This window comes from Streptomyces sp. NPDC001985 (genome assembly GCF_040296845.1).
In the GTDB taxonomy this organism is placed as follows: Bacteria; Actinomycetota; Actinomycetes; order Streptomycetales; family Streptomycetaceae; genus Streptomyces.
The window spans coordinates 30,452-47,118 of the sequence record NZ_JBEOYB010000034.1 but is presented as its reverse complement, the minus strand read 5'-3'; the positions used below and the strand labels follow the sequence as shown (position 1 = coordinate 47,118).

The 16,667-nt window shown below is 72.5% G+C and carries 12 protein-coding genes and 2 pseudogenes; 6 read left to right on the top strand and 8 right to left on the bottom strand.

From position 1 onward, the window contains the following. From ABT122_RS17290 to ABT122_RS17280, 3 genes are all read left to right on the top strand, one after another. A complete protein-coding gene (locus ABT122_RS17290) occupies positions 1 to 1,848 on the top strand; it encodes a 1-deoxy-D-xylulose-5-phosphate synthase (protein WP_351552092.1) in 1,848 nt (615 codons plus the stop codon). Then, positions 1,845 to 3,029, top strand: coding sequence for a flavodoxin-dependent (E)-4-hydroxy-3-methylbut-2-enyl-diphosphate synthase (gene ispG, locus ABT122_RS17285; protein WP_351552089.1), 1,185 nt, complete (start codon positions 1,845 to 1,847; stop codon positions 3,027 to 3,029). Before ABT122_RS17290 ends, ispG begins: the two co-directional genes overlap by 4 nt. Before the next feature lie 611 nt (positions 3,030 to 3,640). Then, positions 3,641 to 5,926, top strand: a complete 2,286-nt coding sequence (locus ABT122_RS17280) for an ATP-binding protein (protein WP_351552086.1) — start codon at positions 3,641 to 3,643, stop codon at positions 5,924 to 5,926. A gap of 395 nt (positions 5,927 to 6,321) precedes the next feature. Here the strand turns inward: ABT122_RS17280 and ABT122_RS17275 are convergent, their stop codons facing one another. From ABT122_RS17275 to ABT122_RS17265, 3 genes are all read right to left on the bottom strand, one after another. Further along, a complete protein-coding gene (locus ABT122_RS17275) occupies positions 6,322 to 7,596 on the bottom strand; it encodes a sugar ABC transporter permease (RefSeq protein WP_351552083.1) in 1,275 nt (424 codons plus the stop codon). Next, positions 7,593 to 8,492, bottom strand: coding sequence for an ATP-binding cassette domain-containing protein (locus ABT122_RS17270; protein WP_351552080.1), 900 nt, complete (start codon positions 8,490 to 8,492; stop codon positions 7,593 to 7,595). The genes ABT122_RS17275 and ABT122_RS17270 overlap by 4 nt, the downstream gene beginning before the upstream one ends. A gap of 73 nt (positions 8,493 to 8,565) precedes the next feature. Further along, entirely contained in the window at positions 8,566 to 9,639 is a 1,074-nt protein-coding gene (locus tag ABT122_RS17265; protein WP_351552078.1) for a substrate-binding domain-containing protein, read from the bottom strand. A 382-nt stretch (positions 9,640 to 10,021) separates the two neighbouring features. On the opposite strand from ABT122_RS17265, the gene ABT122_RS17260 reads away from it, so the two are divergent. Together ABT122_RS17260 and ABT122_RS17255 are read left to right on the top strand one after the other, a co-directional pair. Beyond that, the gene (locus ABT122_RS17260; RefSeq protein ID WP_351552075.1) at positions 10,022 to 10,801 is read left to right on the top strand and encodes a DeoR/GlpR family DNA-binding transcription regulator; all 780 of its coding nucleotides are present in this window, start codon (positions 10,022 to 10,024) and stop codon (positions 10,799 to 10,801) included. A gap of 136 nt (positions 10,802 to 10,937) precedes the next feature. After that, positions 10,938 to 12,182 (top strand): hypothetical protein, encoded by a 1,245-nt coding sequence (locus ABT122_RS17255; RefSeq protein ID WP_351552074.1) that lies wholly within the window; start codon positions 10,938 to 10,940, stop codon positions 12,180 to 12,182. Positions 12,183 to 12,220: 38 nt separating this feature from the next. Here the strand turns inward: ABT122_RS17255 and ABT122_RS17250 are convergent, their stop codons facing one another. The 5 genes and pseudogenes from ABT122_RS17250 to ABT122_RS17230 all read right to left on the bottom strand — a co-directional run. Beyond that, a complete protein-coding gene (locus ABT122_RS17250; protein ID WP_351552071.1) occupies positions 12,221 to 12,484 on the bottom strand; it encodes a UBP-type zinc finger domain-containing protein in 264 nt (87 codons plus the stop codon). Beyond that, positions 12,484 to 12,924 carry a Clp protease N-terminal domain-containing protein gene (locus tag ABT122_RS17245; RefSeq protein WP_351552069.1) on the bottom strand — a complete coding sequence of 147 codons (441 nt, stop codon included), beginning with the start codon at positions 12,922 to 12,924 and terminating at the stop codon, positions 12,484 to 12,486. The genes ABT122_RS17250 and ABT122_RS17245 overlap by 1 nt, the downstream gene beginning before the upstream one ends. After that, positions 12,921 to 13,256: pseudogene (locus ABT122_RS17240) on the bottom strand (DnaJ C-terminal domain-containing protein); the annotation flags it as partial. The gene ABT122_RS17245 and the pseudogene ABT122_RS17240, both read right to left, overlap by 4 nt. A gap of 10 nt (positions 13,257 to 13,266) precedes the next feature. Next, positions 13,267 to 14,013, bottom strand: coding sequence for a nucleotide exchange factor GrpE (locus ABT122_RS17235; RefSeq protein ID WP_351552066.1), 747 nt, complete (start codon positions 14,011 to 14,013; stop codon positions 13,267 to 13,269). A 144-nt stretch (positions 14,014 to 14,157) separates the two neighbouring features. Further along, a pseudogene (locus ABT122_RS17230) lies at positions 14,158 to 14,460 on the bottom strand (Hsp70 family protein); the annotation flags it as partial. Positions 14,461 to 14,743: 283 nt separating this feature from the next. On the opposite strand from ABT122_RS17230, the gene ABT122_RS17225 reads away from it, so the two are divergent. Beyond that, positions 14,744 to 16,402, top strand: a complete 1,659-nt coding sequence (locus ABT122_RS17225) for a helix-turn-helix domain-containing protein (protein WP_351552063.1) — start codon at positions 14,744 to 14,746, stop codon at positions 16,400 to 16,402. Positions 16,403 to 16,667: the final 265 nt, after the last annotated feature.

Here is a 16,667-nt window from a genome sequence, read left to right as displayed (position 1 = left end):
ATGTCGCTGCTGGAGACCGTGCACAGCCCGGCCGGGCTGCGTGAACTCGACCCCGCACAACTCGACGAACTCGCGGCGGAGATCCGCGCGTTCCTGATCGACCGCGTGTCCGGCTCCGGCGGCCACCTCGGCCCCAATCTGGGCGTGGTGGAGCTGACGATCGCGCTGCACAGCGTGTTCGACTCGCCGAAGGACCGGCTGCTCTGGGACACCGGCCACCAGTCCTACGTACACAAGATCCTTACCGGCCGGGCCGGCGGCTTCGACCGGCTGCGCAAGGGCGACGGGCTCTCCGGCTATCCGAGTGCCGCCGAGTCCGAACACGACCTGGTGGAGAACTCGCACGCCTCCACCGCCCTCTCGTACGCCGACGGCCTGGCCCGCGCGGACGCGCACCGGGGCGTCACCGACCGGGCGACCGTCGCGGTGATCGGCGACGGAGCGATGACCGGCGGCATGGCCTGGGAGGCGCTCAACAACATCTCCGGCGGCCCCGACCGCCCCCTGGTCGTCGTGCTCAACGACAACGGCCGCTCCTACGCCCCCACCCGGGGCGGCTTCGCCGACCACCTCGGCGAGCTGCGCGCGGGCAAGCCGGGCCCCGGTCTCTTCGAGCAGCTCGGGCTCGCCTATCTCGGCCCGGTCGACGGACACGACACGGCGGCGCTCCAGCGGGTGCTGCGCGACGCCCGGGAGCTGCGCCGGCCCGTGGTGGTCCACGTGGTCACCGAGAAGGGCCGGGGCTTCGCCCACACCGAGAACAACGAGCTGGACAAGGGCCATGCCATCAGGCCCATGGACCCGGTCACCGGCCGGGCGCTCGGGCAGTCCTCGGGCCCCTCCTTCACCTCGGTCTTCGGCCGGGAGATCGTCCGGATCGCCGAGGAGCGTCCCGAGGTCGTCGCGATCACCGCGGCGATGCTGGAGCCCACCGGTCTGCTGCCGATGCAGAAGAGCTTCCCGGAGCGGGTGGTCGATGTGGGCATCGCCGAGCAGCACGCGGTCACCATGGCCGCCGGGCTCTCCATCGGCGGTGTCCACCCGGTCGTCGCCATCTACTCGACCTTCGTCAACCGCGCCTTCGACCAGTTGCTGATGGATGTGGCGCTCCACCGCCGCGCCGTCACCTTCGTGCTGGACCGCTCCGGGGTCACCGGTGACGACGGCCCCAGCCACAACGGCATGTGGGACATGTCGATCCTCCAGGTGGTGCCCGGTCTGCGGATCGCCGCCCCCCGGGACGGCACCCGGCTGGCCGAGCTGCTGGAGGAGGCGGTGAGCTGGGAGGAGGGCCCCACGCTGGTGCGCTTCCCCAAGGGGCCGACCGGTGAGGACCTGCCGACCCGGGCCACCTTCTCCGGGATCGACGTCCTGCACCGGGCGGGCCCGCTCGATGTGCTGATCGTCTCGGTCGGCGCGCTGGCCCCGATGGCGCTGCGGGTCGCCGAGCTGGTCTGGGCCCAGGGCCTGGGCGCCACCGTGGTCGACCCGCGCTGGGTGACCCCGGTCAACCCGGCGCTCGCGGACATGGCCCGCCGCCACCGGCTGGTCGTCACCATCGAGGACAACAGCCGCACCGGTGGCGTCGGTTCCACCATCGCGCAGTTCCTCCGGGACCGGGGGGTGCACGTCCCGCTGCGCGAGTTCGGCATTCCGCGCCGCTTCCTCGACCACGGCAGCCGCGCCGATGTGCTGTCGGACTGCGGGCTCACCGCGCAGAGCGTCTCGCGCGCGGTGGTCGAGGAGATCAGCGGTACGGAGGGAACGGACCGCCCGGTGGCGCCGGGCGGCCTGCACGACGAGATGGCCCGGCTGATGGAACAGGGAAACTGGGGGGACGCGCGATGACCGGTGTTGATCTGGGCATACCGATCCTCAGAAACGATCCGCCGCCGCTGCCGCCGGTCGCCAGGCGCCGGGTCTCCCGGCAGATCATGGTCGGTTCGGTGCCGGTGGGCGGGGACGCGCCGGTCTCGGTGCAGTCGATGACGACGACGCTGACCTCCGACATCAACGCCACGCTCCAGCAGATCGCCGAGCTGACCGCGTCCGGATGTCAGATCGTCCGGGTGGCGGTGCCCTCCCAGGACGACGCGGACGCGCTGGCGGTCATCGCGAGGAAGTCGCAGATCCCGGTGATCGCGGACATCCATTTCCAGCCCAAGTATGTCTTCGCCGCCATCGAGGCGGGCTGTGCGGCGGTCCGGGTCAATCCTGGCAATATCAGGAAGTTCGATGACAAGGTCGGCGACATCGCCAAGGAAGCGGCGAACGCGGGCGTTCCCATCCGGATCGGTGTCAATGCCGGTTCGCTGGACCCGCGGCTGCTGAAGAAGTACGGCCGGGTCTCCCCCGAGGCGCTGGTCGAATCGGCGCTGTGGGAGTGCTCGCTCTTCGAGGAGCACGGCTTCCGGGACATCAAGATCTCGGTGAAGCACAACGACCCGGTGGTCATGATCGAGGCGTACCGGCAGCTCGCGGCGCAGTGCGACTATCCGCTGCATCTCGGGGTCACCGAGGCCGGCCCCTCCTTCCAGGGCACGATCAAGTCCTCGGTCGCCTTCGGGGCGCTGCTGGCGGAGGGCATCGGGGACACCCTGCGGGTGTCGCTCTCGGCGCCGCCGGTGGAGGAGGTCAAGGTCGGAAATCAGATCCTGGAAGCCCTCAACCTGCGCGAACGCGGGCTGGACATTGTCTCCTGCCCCTCCTGTGGACGGGCCCAGGTCGATGTCCACACCCTGGCGGAGAAGGTGGCCGCGGCCCTGGAGGGCTTCCCGGTCGCCCTGCGCGTCGCCGTGATGGGCTGTGTGGTCAATGGGCCGGGTGAGGCCCGTGAGGCGGACCTCGGCGTGGCGTCCGGCAATGGCAAGGGCCAGATCTTCGTCAAGGGCGAGGTCATCAAGACCGTGCCCGAGTCGAGGATCGTGGAGACGCTGGTGGAAGAGGCCATGCGGATCGCGGAGGGGCGGGAGGCCGAGGCCGGCGGAGCGCCGGGCGCGGTGGTGGTGGTGCCCGGCTCAGCGGACTGAGGCATTCCGTATTGCCGGTGACTCCAGGACCGTCCACGACGGCCCGCCAGATCTTCTGGCGGGCCGTTGTCGCATATATGGAACCTTGTTCAGAAAGTTGCGGGAGAATTCACACAAGCGGAATTACGCATCCCGTGCATACTTGCATGATCAGCACGTCCGATGCATAGTACATCCAAAACTCCTTGGCCAGAGTTCTCCCGTGGGATTCAGCCATTTGTGGCCTGTGGTGCTGAGCTGCGTTTTACTACCCTGTGCCAATGCTGACACGAGTCGTGAGGGCTTCGGGTGGCGGTTGTTTTCAGCCACCACGGAGGCGTAACAGGGGTGTTGTGTGCCCCATTGGTGAGGGATGCGGCCAACTTCGGTGTCGGGGTAACGTGTTGGCGCCATGTCGAGGGGGGGCTCAGCATGACGGGGGTTGCCGGTTGATGAGTCGTGATGAAGTCCTAATGGCCTGAAGATCGCTTTTACGAAATAACACGGTGGAGCGCGTTTATCTCGATAGGCATCGGAAGGGATTGCTCATGAATGCAGCCCATCAAGGCATCGTGGACAGGGGACTGGAAATCGAGCGCAGCGGCATTGTTTCCGTCTCCACCCCCGGACTTGTGGGACGCGAGTCAGAGTTCGCCGAACTGCGTCACCGGATATCCAGACCCGACATCAGCATCCTGACGGTCACCGGACCGGTCGGCGTCGGCAAGAGCCGGCTGGCGGCGGCCGTTTTCGACGACGCTTTTGGAAAGTTCGCACACGGCGGTCGCTATCTCAATGTCAACGAGGTCTGTTCCCGCACGGACATGGAGGAGATACTCGCCGCCATGCTCGGGCTCGGTGCCGCGGTCGACCCGCGGCCCGCGCGCGAGCGGCTCGTCGACCATCTGCGCGGCCGCCACTTCCTGCTCGCCCTCGACGGCTGCGACCACCGGGCCGTACTGGCGCCCCTTGTCACCCGGCTGGTCAAGGAATGCCCCGGTCTCACCGTTCTGGTGACCGGCCCCGAACGGCTCGGAGTGTACGGGGAGGTACTCCTGCGGCTGGACCCGCTCGGGGTGCCCCAGCCCGGCGACTCCGGTTCCATCGCCACACTGCAACGCGTTCCGTCCGTACGGCTGTTCGTCCAGCGGACCCGTATGGTCCGGCCGAAATTCGTCCTCACCGAGGAGAATCTCGATGTCGTCGCCCGACTCTGTGTTCGCACCGACGGGCTGCCCATGGCCATCGAATTCGCCGCGGCCCGGATGAAGCTGCTCTCACCGCACCGACTGCTGGCCGAGCTGGACGAGGACCTGGACAGCCTCTCCGGCGCGGAGTTCGACACGCTTTCCCGGCACCGCGGAATGCGGGCCGCGATCGAGTCGAGCCTCCGCGGGCTGACACAGCAGGAACGTTCATTCCTCGGCCGGCTCGCCATGTACCACGGAGAGTTCGAATTCTCCGCCGCGCATGGTATATCCACCACCCACCCCGGCGAGACCCAGCAGCTCCTGGAGTCCCTCGTCGACAAGAGCCTGCTGCGCACCCGGGAGTGCTCCGACGGCGATCTGCTGATCACCATGCTCAGCCTCACCCGCCAGTACCTGCTGGAGCGGCTCCGGGAGGAGGGCGACGCCGCCGTCGTCTACGCCGACCACGCGGCCCACTGCCTGCGCCTGGTGGAGACCGCGGAGATCGCGCTGCGCGGACCGAGCCAGGGGCGCTGGCTCCAGCAGATCGACCACTGGCTCCCCGACATCTCCACCGCGCTCCGCCATCTCGGGGCCTCCGGCGACCGGGAGAGCATCGTCCGGATCGCCTCCGCGCTGCGGCTGTACTGGCAGGCCCGCGGGGTCGTCCGGGACGGCATCGGCTGGCTCGAACGGAGCGTCGGAGGCCAGGGCATCCCGCTGGACGTCACCGCCAAGGGCGAGCTGACCCTCGCCGAACTCCTGCTCTGCGCCGGCGAGCTGTCCGCGGCCGAGGACTGGCTGGCGCGCGCCCGGGCCAAGTACGAGGAACTGGGGGACAGCGCCGGAATCGCCGGCTGCATGCGGCGCTCCGGGCTCGTCGCCTACTACCGGGGCGACCTCGCCGAGGCGGAGCGCCGGCTCGACGAGTGCGTCTCCATCGCCTGGCTCGACGACGCGGGCGAACACGCCGAGGCGCTGCGCAACCTCGCCGACTGCCGGCGGTTCGCGGGGGACCTCCAGACCGCCAAGACGGTCGCCGAGGAGTCCCTGGTGCTCTTCCAGCGCACCCAGGACCTCCGCAACATCGCCCTGACCAACTTCGTCCGCGCCGATGTCGCCTTCGCCATGGGCGACCAGGACAGCGCCATCGAGCTCTACCAGGAGGCCCTGCTCCAGGTCGCCGATCTGAAGCATCTGTCGGCCAGCGCCATCGGACTGGAGAAGTTCGCCATTCTGCTCACCCGCTGCCGGGGCCGGGCCACCGAGAGCTGGCGGCGCGCCGCGGGCTCCTTCGGCGCCGCGGCCGGAATCCGGGCCGGCGCGGGGTGCGTGGCACCCGCCGCGACCAAGATGGAGGTCGAGTCCGTCGTCGCCAACACCCGGGTGCGCCTCGGCGACCAGGAGGCCCTGGAACTGGCCGCCGCCGGCGCGCGGATGGGCCCCGACGCGGCGATCGCCGCAGCTCTCACCCCACTGAGCTGCGACAAGGTCTCCCGTGACGGAGTCGGCCGGAACAACCCGCTCACCCAGCGCGAGCAGGAGGTCGCCGAGCTGGTGGCCGGCGGACTCACCAACCGCGAGATCGCCCGCAGGCTCGGCATCGCCGAGTGGACCGCCGTCAACCATCTCCGGAAGATCATGCGCAAGCTGGCCTGCTCCTCCCGGGTGCAGGTGGCGAGCTGGATGGTGAACCGGGCCGAGGCCACCGTGGCGGCCGGCGAGTAGCCGCGCGATGCGCCCGTGTGCGTACCAGAAGGAGGCCGGCCCGTGAGACACGGGCCGGCCTCCGGTCGTGGGGGGGGGGGCCCCCGCCCCCCCCCCCACCCCCCCCCCCCAAAAACTACCAAATGTGAGGACCCGCGCCCCCCCCCCCCCCCCCCCCCCCCCCCCCCCCCCCCCCGGCCCCCCCCCCCCCCCGGGGGCCCGGGTGCGCGCACACCCCCCGCCCCGGGCGGGGGGGGGCGACCGCGACCGGGGCGGGGGGCCGGCCGCTCCGGCCGGCCGGCGCCGCGTACGCCCGCGCCGGCCACTCCGCCCCGGCCTCCCCTCGCCGGCCACGGCACGGCCCGCGTTTTCAGCACGGTCCGCGCCGTTCGTACCCGGAGGCCGGGCGGAAGGGGTCAGGCCCGTCCATGGGCGACCCGCGAGCGCCGAGCCACCGAGTCCAGGGCCACCGCCAGCAGCAGCACCGCTCCGGTCACCATGAAACGGTAGGCGGAGTCCAGGTTCAGCAGGGTGAGCCCGCTGGAGATCGACTGAATCACCAGGACACCGAGGAGCGCCGCGAACGCGCTGCCCCGGCCGCCGAAGAGGCTCGTACCGCCGATGACCGCCGCCGCGATGGCGTTGAGGTTCACATCGCCGCCGCCACTGCTCTGATTGGCGGCGGCGAGCCGTGCGGCGGCCAGGATTCCGCCGAGGGCGGCGAGGGTGGCGCACAGCACGAACGCGGCCGTCAGCACCGCTGTGACGTCGATGCCCGCCCGCCGGGCCGCCTCGGCGTTGCCCCCCACCGCGTACATCGCCTTGCCGAACCGGGTCCGCGCCAGGACGTAGTGCAGCGTGAGCACCAGGGCCAGGAAGAGCACGAATATCCATCCCACGCCCCGGTCGCGGTTGAGATACCAGACCGCCGTGCCGAGGCCCGCGAGCAGCCCCAGACTCCGCAGCACCAGCATGCGCCGCGACACGGCGGGCAGCCCGGCGCGCCGCCGCTCGCCCGCCCGCGTGTGGCCCGTCGCGTACAGCGCGAGCGCCCCCAGGGCGACCAGGGTGTAGGCCAGCCAGGGCGGGACGAAGGAGAGCTGGGCGAAGGTCACCAGGCCCGAGTCGAAGGGGAGGTTGATCGAGCCCTTGGCCCCGAGGACCCACAACTGGAGCCCGAGGAAGCCGAGGAGCCCGGCGAGGGTGGTCACAAAGCTGGGCACCCCCAGCCGGTTGTGGACCTGGGCGTAGAACCAGCCGATCGCCACGGCGATGAGCACCGCCGCCAGGACCGCGACCCAGGCCGGGAGCCCCCGGTCGACCAGGAGCACGGCGAGGACCGCGGCGCTGAGCCCGCTGATCGAACCCACGGAGAGATCGATCTGCCCGACGAGGAGCACACAGACCACGCCGAGGGCGATCACTCCGACCGGAACGCTCTCCAGGGCCAGATTGGTGAGGTTGGCGCTCGACAGGAAGATCGGGTTGAGGATCTGCATCACGGTCCAGATCACGATCAGCCCCGCGAGCACGGGGGCGATCCCCAGATCGCCGCCGCGCAGCCGGTCCGTGACCGCGCTGAGCGCGCCCCGCGGCCCCGGGGGGAGCACCGACTCCCGCACCGGCTCCCCGGGCCCCGCCGCCCCGGCCCTCCTGCGGTCCCGCTCCCTGTCCCCGGCCGTACGCGTCATGACCGGGGGCTCCCGTCCGGATCGGCCGCCGCTTCGGCGTGCCCGGTTCCGCCGGGCACCGCACCGCCGCCGTGCGGTGGACCGGTCGTGCCGGGGCGGGTGTCCCGGCCGGCGCGCCGGCTGACGACGTTGTCCGACGCGCCGGTGATCGCGGCCACCAGATCCGAGGCCGTCGCGTCGGAGCCGTCGAACACGCCGTTGTTGCGGCCGAGCCGGAGCACGGTCACGGTGTCGGCGACGGCCTTCACATCGGCCATGCTGTGACTGACCATGATGACGCCGAGCCCCCGCTCCCTGAGCCGCTCGATCAGATTGAGCACCTCGGCGGTCTGCGCCACTCCCAGCGCCGCCGTGGGCTCGTCGAGAATGATCACCTTGGGGTCGCCGAGCAGCGACCGCGCGATCGCCACCGTCTGGCGCTGGCCCCCGGACAGGGCCGCCACCGGCACCCGCACGGAGGGGATTCTCGCCGACAGCTCCTGGAGCAGCGCCCGCGCGTTGACCTCCATCGCCACGTCGTCGAGGCGCAGCGCGCGCAGTTCCCGGCCGAGGTAGAGGTTCTCCACCACATTCAGGTTCTCGCAGAGGGCGAGGTCCTGGAAGACCGTCGCGATGCCGAGCTGCTGGGCCGCGGCCGGCGAGGGGATGGCCACGGTCCGCGCGCCGAACCCGATGGTGCCGGAATCCGGCGGGTGGACGCCGGAGAGCACCTTCACCAGCGTGGACTTCCCCGCGCCGTTGTCCCCGACGAGGGCGACGACCTGTCCGGCCGCGACATCGAGAGAGACATCGGTGAGCGCGGCGACCGCTCCGAAGGACTTGCTGATGCCGCGCAGGGAGAGCAGGGGGGAACCCCGCCCCTGCTGGGGCGGCGGGAACGGCGGAGGGGAGGGCAAGGCGAACCTCCGAGGCAGGGAAGGGAGTCTCGTACCGCGCGGAGCGCAGGGGCGGGCCGCCCGCCCGGCCGGGTTACTCGATGCCGAGTTCGGCGCAGTCGGCCGCGTAGGTCCGGGTGCAGACATCGGCGACGGTGAGCGGCTTTCCGGAGCCCACCAGCACATCGGCGATGTTCTCCCGGGTGACCACCGTCGGGGTGAACAGCTCCGACGGGGTATCGAAGAGGGTGGCGTTCGCCTTCGGCTTCTCGCCCTCCAGGAGGGCGAACGCCGCGTTCGCCGCCGACCGGGCGACGGTTCTGATGGGTTTGGAGATGGTGTTGTACTGATCGCCGCTCACGATCCGCTGCGCGGCGGCGGCTTCCGCGTCGTTTCCGGTCACGGGCGGCACTTTCGCGCCGGCGGCGCGGAAAGCGGCGATGGAGCCGCCGCCGGTGCCGTCATTGGCCGCGACCACACCGGCGATCCGCCCGGGGAATTTCCTGATCTGCCCGCTGACCCAGTCCTGTGCCTTGCTCGGTTCCCACGCCGGGGTGTCGTACTCGGCGAGGAGATCGAATCCGCTGGGGTCGACGGCCCGGTGAATGCCTTTCTTGATCAGACCGGCGGCCGCGTCGGTGGGAGAGCCGTTGACCTGGAGAATGCCGCCCTTGGCTGAGGTCTTCCTCAGATGATCGACCAGGGACTGGCCGATCATGGCGCCGATCTTCTCGTTGTCGAAGGAGACATAGAAGTCGGCCCTGGCCGCGGGTATCGGACGGTCGTAGGCGATCACCGGAACGTCGCGCGCCTGGGCGGTACGGACCGTGGTGGCCGCCGCCGCGGAGTCCACCGGGTCGATCACGATCACCTTGGCCCCCTGGGCCAGGGCCGAGTTCGCCTGTTGCTGCTGCTTGGCGGCGTCACCGCCGGCGTTCTGGTAGAGGACGGCGCAGCCGCCGCAGAGTTCTTTCATCCTGGCCTTGAAAAGCGGGGCGTCGTACAGCTCGTACCGGGTCGACGCGAGATCGGGCATCAGGAATGCGATCTTCGCGGTGTCGTTTCCCGAACCCCTGGTCGAGTTGTCCGCCGAGCAGGCCGCGGTGGACGCGAGTACGGCTGTGACGGATAACGCCGCAGCAAGCGTTCTGAGAGAGGAGTGCTTCACTGGGATCTCCTTGGAATTCCGCCCGCGACACCCGGCAGTTGGCCGGTGGAGTGGCTGCCACCAGTCGAGATGCCCGGATACCGCTCGGTAGACCTTCGGCCTGATTCCGCGCGATACACTTAACATCGATTTCTTTAATACTGTCAATGCGTCTGTCCGACTTCATGATGGACGCCTCGCGCGGCGGGCCATGTGCCGGGCGGCGGGGGCCGGTTCGGGCCGGACGGCAGGGGTTCGGGCTGTGGAAAGTTTGTTAGATTCAACGGCGCGAACGTGAAGTGGCGCTTCCCGGGCGCTCCCCTGAACGCGCCCGGCCGGTGATCCGGCCCGTTCCGCCCGCGTCCACCCCACCGTCAACCCGCGATGCGTGAGGCTGAGGCCCATGAAGAGAACATCCGGCGACGCGCGCCGACGGCGCATCGCCGACCACGTGGTCGAGCACGGCACGGTCACCGGAGCGGATCTGGCACAGCTCACGGGCGTCAGCCTGATGACCGTCCACCGCGACCTGGACGACCTGGAGCGCCGAGGAGTGCTGCGGCGCTTCCGCGGCGGTGCGTCGGCGCTGCCGTCCACGGTGTTCGAGTCCAGCCTCGACTACCGGCTCGGGGTCAACACCGCGGAGAAGAGCGCGATAGCCCGCACCGCCGCCGCGCTGGTGGAGCCCGGTATGTCGGTGATGCTGGACGACTCCACCTCCGTCCTGGCCATGGCGCTGCTCCTCGTCGACAAGGCGCCCCTCACGGTGGTCACCAACGCCCGGCGGGTGGTCGATGTCTTCACCGAACGGGAGGGCATCCGGCTGATCGCCCTGGGCGGTGAGTACTCCCGCACGCATGACTCCTTCCTCGGTGTGCCCTGTGTCGAGGCCATCGAGGCGCTCTCCGTCGACCTCGTCGCGGTGTCGACCTCCGCGCTGGACTCCAGGATGGCGTACCACCAGGAGCAGGACGTGGTGCTGGTCAAGCGGGCGATGCTGAAGTCGTCCGCCGCGCGCGTCATGCTCATGGACCACAGCAAACTCGCGCGCACCGCGCTGCACCGCCTGGCACCGGTGGGCGAGGTCGGCCACCTCGTCGTGGACGACGGTGTGGAGCCGGAGCTGGTCGGCAGACTGCGGGAACAGACCCGGGTGACGGTCGCCGCCACCGGCGCCCCCTGACCCGGTCCGATCCTGGAGCCGCGCTGCCGTGGCCGGTACGCGCCTTCCCTCTCCGGCCCGGGAGAGCGCTGCCCGTACGGCGTAGCGGCGGCCCTGCCCGCGGGCGCCGGATGGCGGCGGCCTCTACCGTCGGGGCATGGTGATCGCACGACACGAGGTCGGCACGGCCGAGGAGCTGGTCTCGGCGCTCCACGACCCCGGTGGTCCCGCCGAGGTACTGGTCGCGGGGCGGCTGGAGGACGTACCCACGCTGGTGCTGCCACCGGGAACGGTGCTGGCGGGCGGCGGCCCGGACGCGGCCCTGGCGTTCCGCGGGGACGGGGTGTGCCTCACCCGCGACAACCGGGTGACGGGGCTGCGGCTGGAGACCCGGCCGGCCGCCAGAGCGGTGTACAACGACACCTCCGTACCCGACCTGGGAACGCTGGTCCTGGAACGGGTCTCGACCGTCGGCCGGGTGGAGCTGCTGGCCAGGGACCGGGTCGGCGCCGGGCACATCCGCGTCGACGGGCTCGACATCGAGGCGGCGGACGCCCGGGAGCGCACCCCGCGCCCCCGGGGGTACCACGTCGAGGTCCTCCAGGGCGCGTTCACCCTCTACAACCAGCAGTCCGACCCCCGGACCCTGCTCACCTGCGATCTCGTCGGCCTGTCCGCCGGACGGGAGGGCGCCCCGGTGCGCGGCGGCGGGATCTTCGTCTCCGGCACCGAACGGGGCGGCCGGGTGACGGGCGAACGCCTCCACACGGACGCCGTCTTCAGCGACGGCGGCATCCCCGCCGGAACGCCCGGGCAGATCACCGGCGGGGTCTTCGTCGTCCGCGCCTCCGTGCGCGAGGTGGTCAACCACGGGCCGGTGACCACCTACGGGGTCAACGACATGGTGCTCGACCTGTGGGGCGAGGTGGAGAGCTGGACGGCCCGCGCCCCGGTCACCTCCCACGGCCCCAGCGCCATCGGGTTCGTCAACTTCGGCACCATCCGGCGGCTCACCCTCACCGCGCCCGTGGAGACCTTCGGCCTCGGCGCCCGGGGCTTCAACATCTACGACGGCACCGTCGAGAGCGCCGAGTTCGACCGGATCGTCACCCACGCCGACGCGGCCGTCGGCATCCAGATCAGCAAGTCCTTCGGGACCCTGACCGTCCACCGGGGCATCGAGACCCGCGGCGCGGAGGGCGAGAGCCTCGTCGAGGGCGAACTCCGGAAGCTGACCGCCACCGCGCTGAGCCTGAAGCCCGGCGCCCACGCCCGGCGTATCCGCGTCGACGGCGGCATCACCGTCCACGGCCCCGGCGTCCCCGCCGTGGAACTCATCGGCTCGGTCGACGAACTCGTCCTCAACGGCCCCATCCGCACCCACCGGCCGGCCGCCGGCTGACCTCCCGTACCACCGCGCGGCCACGGCCGCCGAGGGGCTCAGACCATGGCCTCGTGGACGAAGCACCAGCGCCAGTCCTCGCCGGGCTCGAAGGACTGGACGATGGGGTGCCCGGCGGACGCGGCATGGGCCCGGGCGTGCCGTCCCGGTGACGAGTCGCAGCAGCCGACCCGGCCACAGGTGAGACAGAGCCGCAGATGGACCCAGACGGTGCCTTCGCGCAGACAGTCCTCACAGCCGTCGGGGGTCCGGGGGGCGACGGGCCGGACCATGGAGAGATGCGGATCGGGTTCACTGGTCATCACGGGCTCCCGGGGTGCGGGGTGTCGACGGGCACCGGCTCCGGCGGCCCGTCCTGGAAGGCGACGGTCAGTTCACCGCCGGCGGTGCCGAGCACGGCGGTCACGTCCTCGCGCGCCTCGCCGCTGAGCAGGGCCCGCCCGATCCGGGGCTCCACCTCGTGCGCGATGAAGCGCCGCGGCGGGCGGGCACCGTGGACCGGGTCGTACCCCTCGCTCGCGACGAGCGGCCGGGCCGGTTCCGTCAGCACCGGGCCGGCGCGCTGCTTGGCGAGGCGCAGGCCCGAGGCGCCGGCCGGGCTCTCGTCCGGCATCGCCAGGACCAGGTGCTCGGTCGAGACGTACCCGTCCTGGAGCCGCCTCGCCTCCCGCAGGGGATGGACACGGTCGGCCGGTCGCGCCCCGGCGCGCTCCCGGGGCCCCGGAGGCTCATGGGCTCTCATGTCCGCTCCCTCGGGTCGGAGGCCGAGACGGCGGCCGGTTCCCCGAACAGCCCGCGCTCACGCGCGCCCGGCGCGGGCGGCACCATCACCCGGATCTCCGCGTGGAGGTCGCCGGTCGCCCCCCTGGGGTGAGGCATCCCCTCGCCGCGCGGCCGCGGCCGCAGCCGCCGGCCCGTGGAGGTGCCCGGTGGCACCCGCACCGTGAGGGTTCCCCCGGGCCCGGTGACCGGCACCGCCGTGCCCGGGGCCGCCTCCCAGGGGGTGGCCGGCAGAGCGACGTGGACGTCGCGGCCGGTGAGCCGGCAGCGGGGGAGCGGGGCGATCCGGACGGCCACGGCGGTCTCACTCGGGCTCTCGGCTGACGGTCACCGCCGCCGGGCGCAGTTGGCGGCCCGGGTCGCCGTAGCCGGGGCGCAGCACCTGGACGACGGTGCCCGGAGCGGTCTCCGTGCCGGTGGTGTCCACCACGGACACCACATCGTGCCGCTGGGGGTCGAAGGGGACACCGGTCTCGTCGTGGCGCGGATAGCCGAGCCCCCTCAGCACCTCCACCGCCTGGTCGCGCACGGCCCGGACCCCGCGCACGATCGCGTCTGCGTCTGCGTCCGCGTTTGCGTCGGCGTCGGCGTCGGCGTCGGCGTGGGCGAGGGCGAGTTCGAGGTGGTCGAGGACCGGGAGCCAGGCGGCGGCCACCCGGGCCCGTTCGGCCTCCAGCTCCCGGGGCCGGTCGCGGGCGTACCGCTTGCGGAGGTTGTCGAGATCGGCGAGGGCCCGCTTCCACCGGTCGGTCAGCTCGTCGGGGTCCTGCCCGGCGGCCGGCGCCGCTCGGCCGGGCGCCTCCCGGGGCTGCGGGGCGTCGTCCCGCCACAGCTCGGGCGGCGACTCGGGTGGTGGCCCGCTGGGGGATGCGCCGGGTTCGGGTTCGGGTGGTGGCCCGTCGGAGGATGCGCCGGGCGGTGGTCCGGTGGGCGCCTGGTCGGGCGGTGATCCGCCGGGTGATCCGGTGGGCGGCGGCTCGGGCGGGGTGCCCTCGGCGGGGCGGTCCCGGCCCCCGCTCCGGTCCTGACTCTGCTGACCCTGCTCCGGCATGACCCCACCTCAGCTCCGGTCGAAGTCGGCGTCGATGACATCGTCCCCGTCCGGGGAGCCGCCCCGCGCGTCCCCCGGCCGGGCCCCACCGGGCGTCCCGGCCGCCGCGCCCGCTGCCGTACCCGACGGGCCCCCGGGTCCCGTGGCACCTCCGCCCGGCCCCTCCACCACATCGGAGACGACCGCCCCGGCCTCGTCGGAGACCTCGCCGCAGCGGCGGCCGATGAACCGCTTGGCGGAGGCGATCGTGCCCTGGGGGCTGAGGATCGGCTGCCGGCGCGCGAACCGGCCGACCAGCGGCTCCCCGTTGCCGGTGAAGGCGACCACCGAGGGGGCGGTCCTGGCTCCCCCGGCGTTCGGGATCACGGCGGGCTCACCGCCCTCCCGGGCCGCGATGACCGAGCCGGTGGTGCCGAGGCCGAGGCCGATACCGACTGCCTTCGCCATGGGACTCTCCTCCCTCGCGGTACCCGCCGGACCCGGCCCGGACGGGCTGCGCGGCCGGGGTACGGGGCGCGGCCACCGGCGGCGGGCGTCACGGCCCGGGAGCGGCCACACCTCCGGCAAGGGTCGCGCGGGCCCCGCCCCCGTTCCTCGGCCCGGCGAGACCAATCCGCACGGCTCCGCCGGTCCGCCAGGACAGGCTGACGGCGGAGCTTCCTGGTGAGAGCCCGTGCCGGGCGGCGTAGCGTGGAGGCGGAGTCATGTATCGAGCCCCGAATGGAACCCGATGGACGACGCCCCCCTCGGAACGGCCCCGCCCGCCGGCCCGGTCCGGCGGCCCGCTCCGCGCCGTGCCGCCGAGCCGCCCCACCGCTCGGACGAGCGCGAGCTGCTGTGGAGCGCCCTGGCGGCCACCGCCGCCACCGGCCCGTTCGCCGCCGAGGCCGCGTATCTGCTCGACCAGGGCACACCACGCCGCTGTCCGCCGCCCGGCCCCCTCGGCCCTGCTGTCCCGGCGGGTCCCGCCGAGGGGCATCTGGACCGGCTGATCGGCGCCCTGGACGGCCACAGCCGACAGCTGGAGACCCCCGGCGGCGCTCCGATACGGGCCATCGCGCTCCGTCACCGGACCCGCTGTCTTGGCTATCTCGTCGTCCGGGAGCTGGCCACTCCCTCGGACCGGCAGAGCGCCGCCGCCGAGGCGCTCGCCCGCGACACCGGTGCGGCGCTGGCCGGCTCCGCCGATCCCGCTGTCGGCTCCGGTCCCGCTCCCGACCTCGCCCTTCTGCGCCTCACCGCCCGGAACGCCCTGCACGAGGCGCTCGCCCGTGCCGCCGCCTCCGGCGGGGGAGAGGAGGGCATCCTCCGGACCCTGCACGAGCACACCGGATTCCCCGTCCTCACCGAGGACCCGTTCGGCAACCCCCGGGCCCGCGCCGGCGGCGGACCGCGCCCCGAGCCGGAGGGGCGGCGCGGGGACGCGGACGGAGCACCGGGTGGCGCGGGGCCCGGCCCCGGCGCGATCCGCGACCGGGACCTGCTGATCGCCCCGATCACCATGGCCGGCGCCCGGCTCGGAGCCGTCGCCCTGGTCGACCCGGACCGCCGGGCCACGGAGACGGACACAGCCGCCCTCGAACAGACCGCGCTCGTCCTCGCCCCGCAGCTCGCCCACGAACGGCGGCTCGCCGAGCTGGAACCCGGTCTCCGCCGTGAACTGGTGGAGAAGCTGATCGCGGGCACGGCCGACGACGATGTACTGGTCCGCGCGGCCGGACTGGGCCACGATCTGCGCCGGCCGCACCGGGTGGCCGTACTCGAATGGCCCGCCACGGTCGGCCCGGCCCGGGTGGGGGACGCGGTGGAACGCGCGGCGGGCCGGCTGCGGCTGGAGCCGCTCACCGGGTCCCGGGGAGCGCGCACCGTCGCCCTGCTGACCGGACGGGACATCGAGCCCGGCACGCTCCACCGGGCCGTCTCGGCGGAACTCGGCACCGGCGCGGGCGCCCTCGGCGTCGGCGGTCCCCGTGAGGCCCACACGGAGCTGCCGCACTCCTACGAGGAGGCGGTCCGGGCGCTGACCGTACGGCGCGGATCCCATGCGCCCCACGGCGGCACCGGTTTCGAGGAGCTGGGCCTCTGCCGCATGATGGGCGCGGGCGACGGCGAACGGGAGGCCGACCGCTTCGTACGGGAGTGGCTCGGCCCGCTGCTCGACTACGACGCCGGCCACCGCACCGAACTGACCGCCACTCTCTCCCACTACCTGGAGAGCGGCGGCAGCTACGACACCACCGCCGGGCTGCTCCACATCCACCGGAGCACGGTGCGTTACCGGCTCCAGCGCATCCGGGAGGTCACGGGCCTCGACCTCGGCGATGTCGACACCCGGCTCAACCTGCATGTCGCCAGCCGTATCCACCATGTCCTGGACCGCCCCCGCTGAGCCCGATGCGGCTCCCGGGTGGTGTGTGTCCGGCCCGCCTGCCGACCGTGGCCTGCGCTGTGCGCGGTCCGGTGGCACGCAATTCCAGCCTCGCCGGCGTTTGAGGCGCGGGGGTTCGGGGGCTGGTCCCCGATGTGTGTCCGGCGGGTGCGGGTGGCCTGTGGCGCGGGGGCCGACCTCAAGCTTCCCCTGGCGGGCGTCCCCAGACGGGCTGGGTTTGCTCGGGTGGTCTGTGACGCAGGGTCTCGGGTCTGTCCTCGAGTTT

Bases quoted from the DNA above. Each gene is read 5' to 3' on its own strand.
- ABT122_RS17290 (WP_351552092.1), top strand. From the start codon at position 1: ATGTCGCTGCTGGAGACCGTGCACAGCCCGGCCGGGCTGCGTGAACTC.
- ispG (WP_351552089.1), top strand. From the start codon at position 1,845: ATGACCGGTGTTGATCTGGGCATACCGATCCTCAGAAACGATCCGCCG.
- ABT122_RS17275 (WP_351552083.1), bottom strand. From the start codon at position 7,596: ATGACGCGTACGGCCGGGGACAGGGAGCGGGACCGCAGGAGGGCCGGG.
- ABT122_RS17260 (WP_351552075.1), top strand. From the start codon at position 10,022: ATGAAGAGAACATCCGGCGACGCGCGCCGACGGCGCATCGCCGACCAC.
- ABT122_RS17255 (WP_351552074.1), top strand. From the start codon at position 10,938: ATGGTGATCGCACGACACGAGGTCGGCACGGCCGAGGAGCTGGTCTCG.
- ABT122_RS17250 (WP_351552071.1), bottom strand. From the start codon at position 12,484: ATGACCAGTGAACCCGATCCGCATCTCTCCATGGTCCGGCCCGTCGCC.
- ABT122_RS17245 (WP_351552069.1), bottom strand. From the start codon at position 12,924: ATGAGAGCCCATGAGCCTCCGGGGCCCCGGGAGCGCGCCGGGGCGCGA.
- ABT122_RS17235 (WP_351552066.1), bottom strand. From the start codon at position 14,013: ATGCCGGAGCAGGGTCAGCAGAGTCAGGACCGGAGCGGGGGCCGGGAC.
- ABT122_RS17225 (WP_351552063.1), top strand. From the start codon at position 14,744: ATGGACGACGCCCCCCTCGGAACGGCCCCGCCCGCCGGCCCGGTCCGG.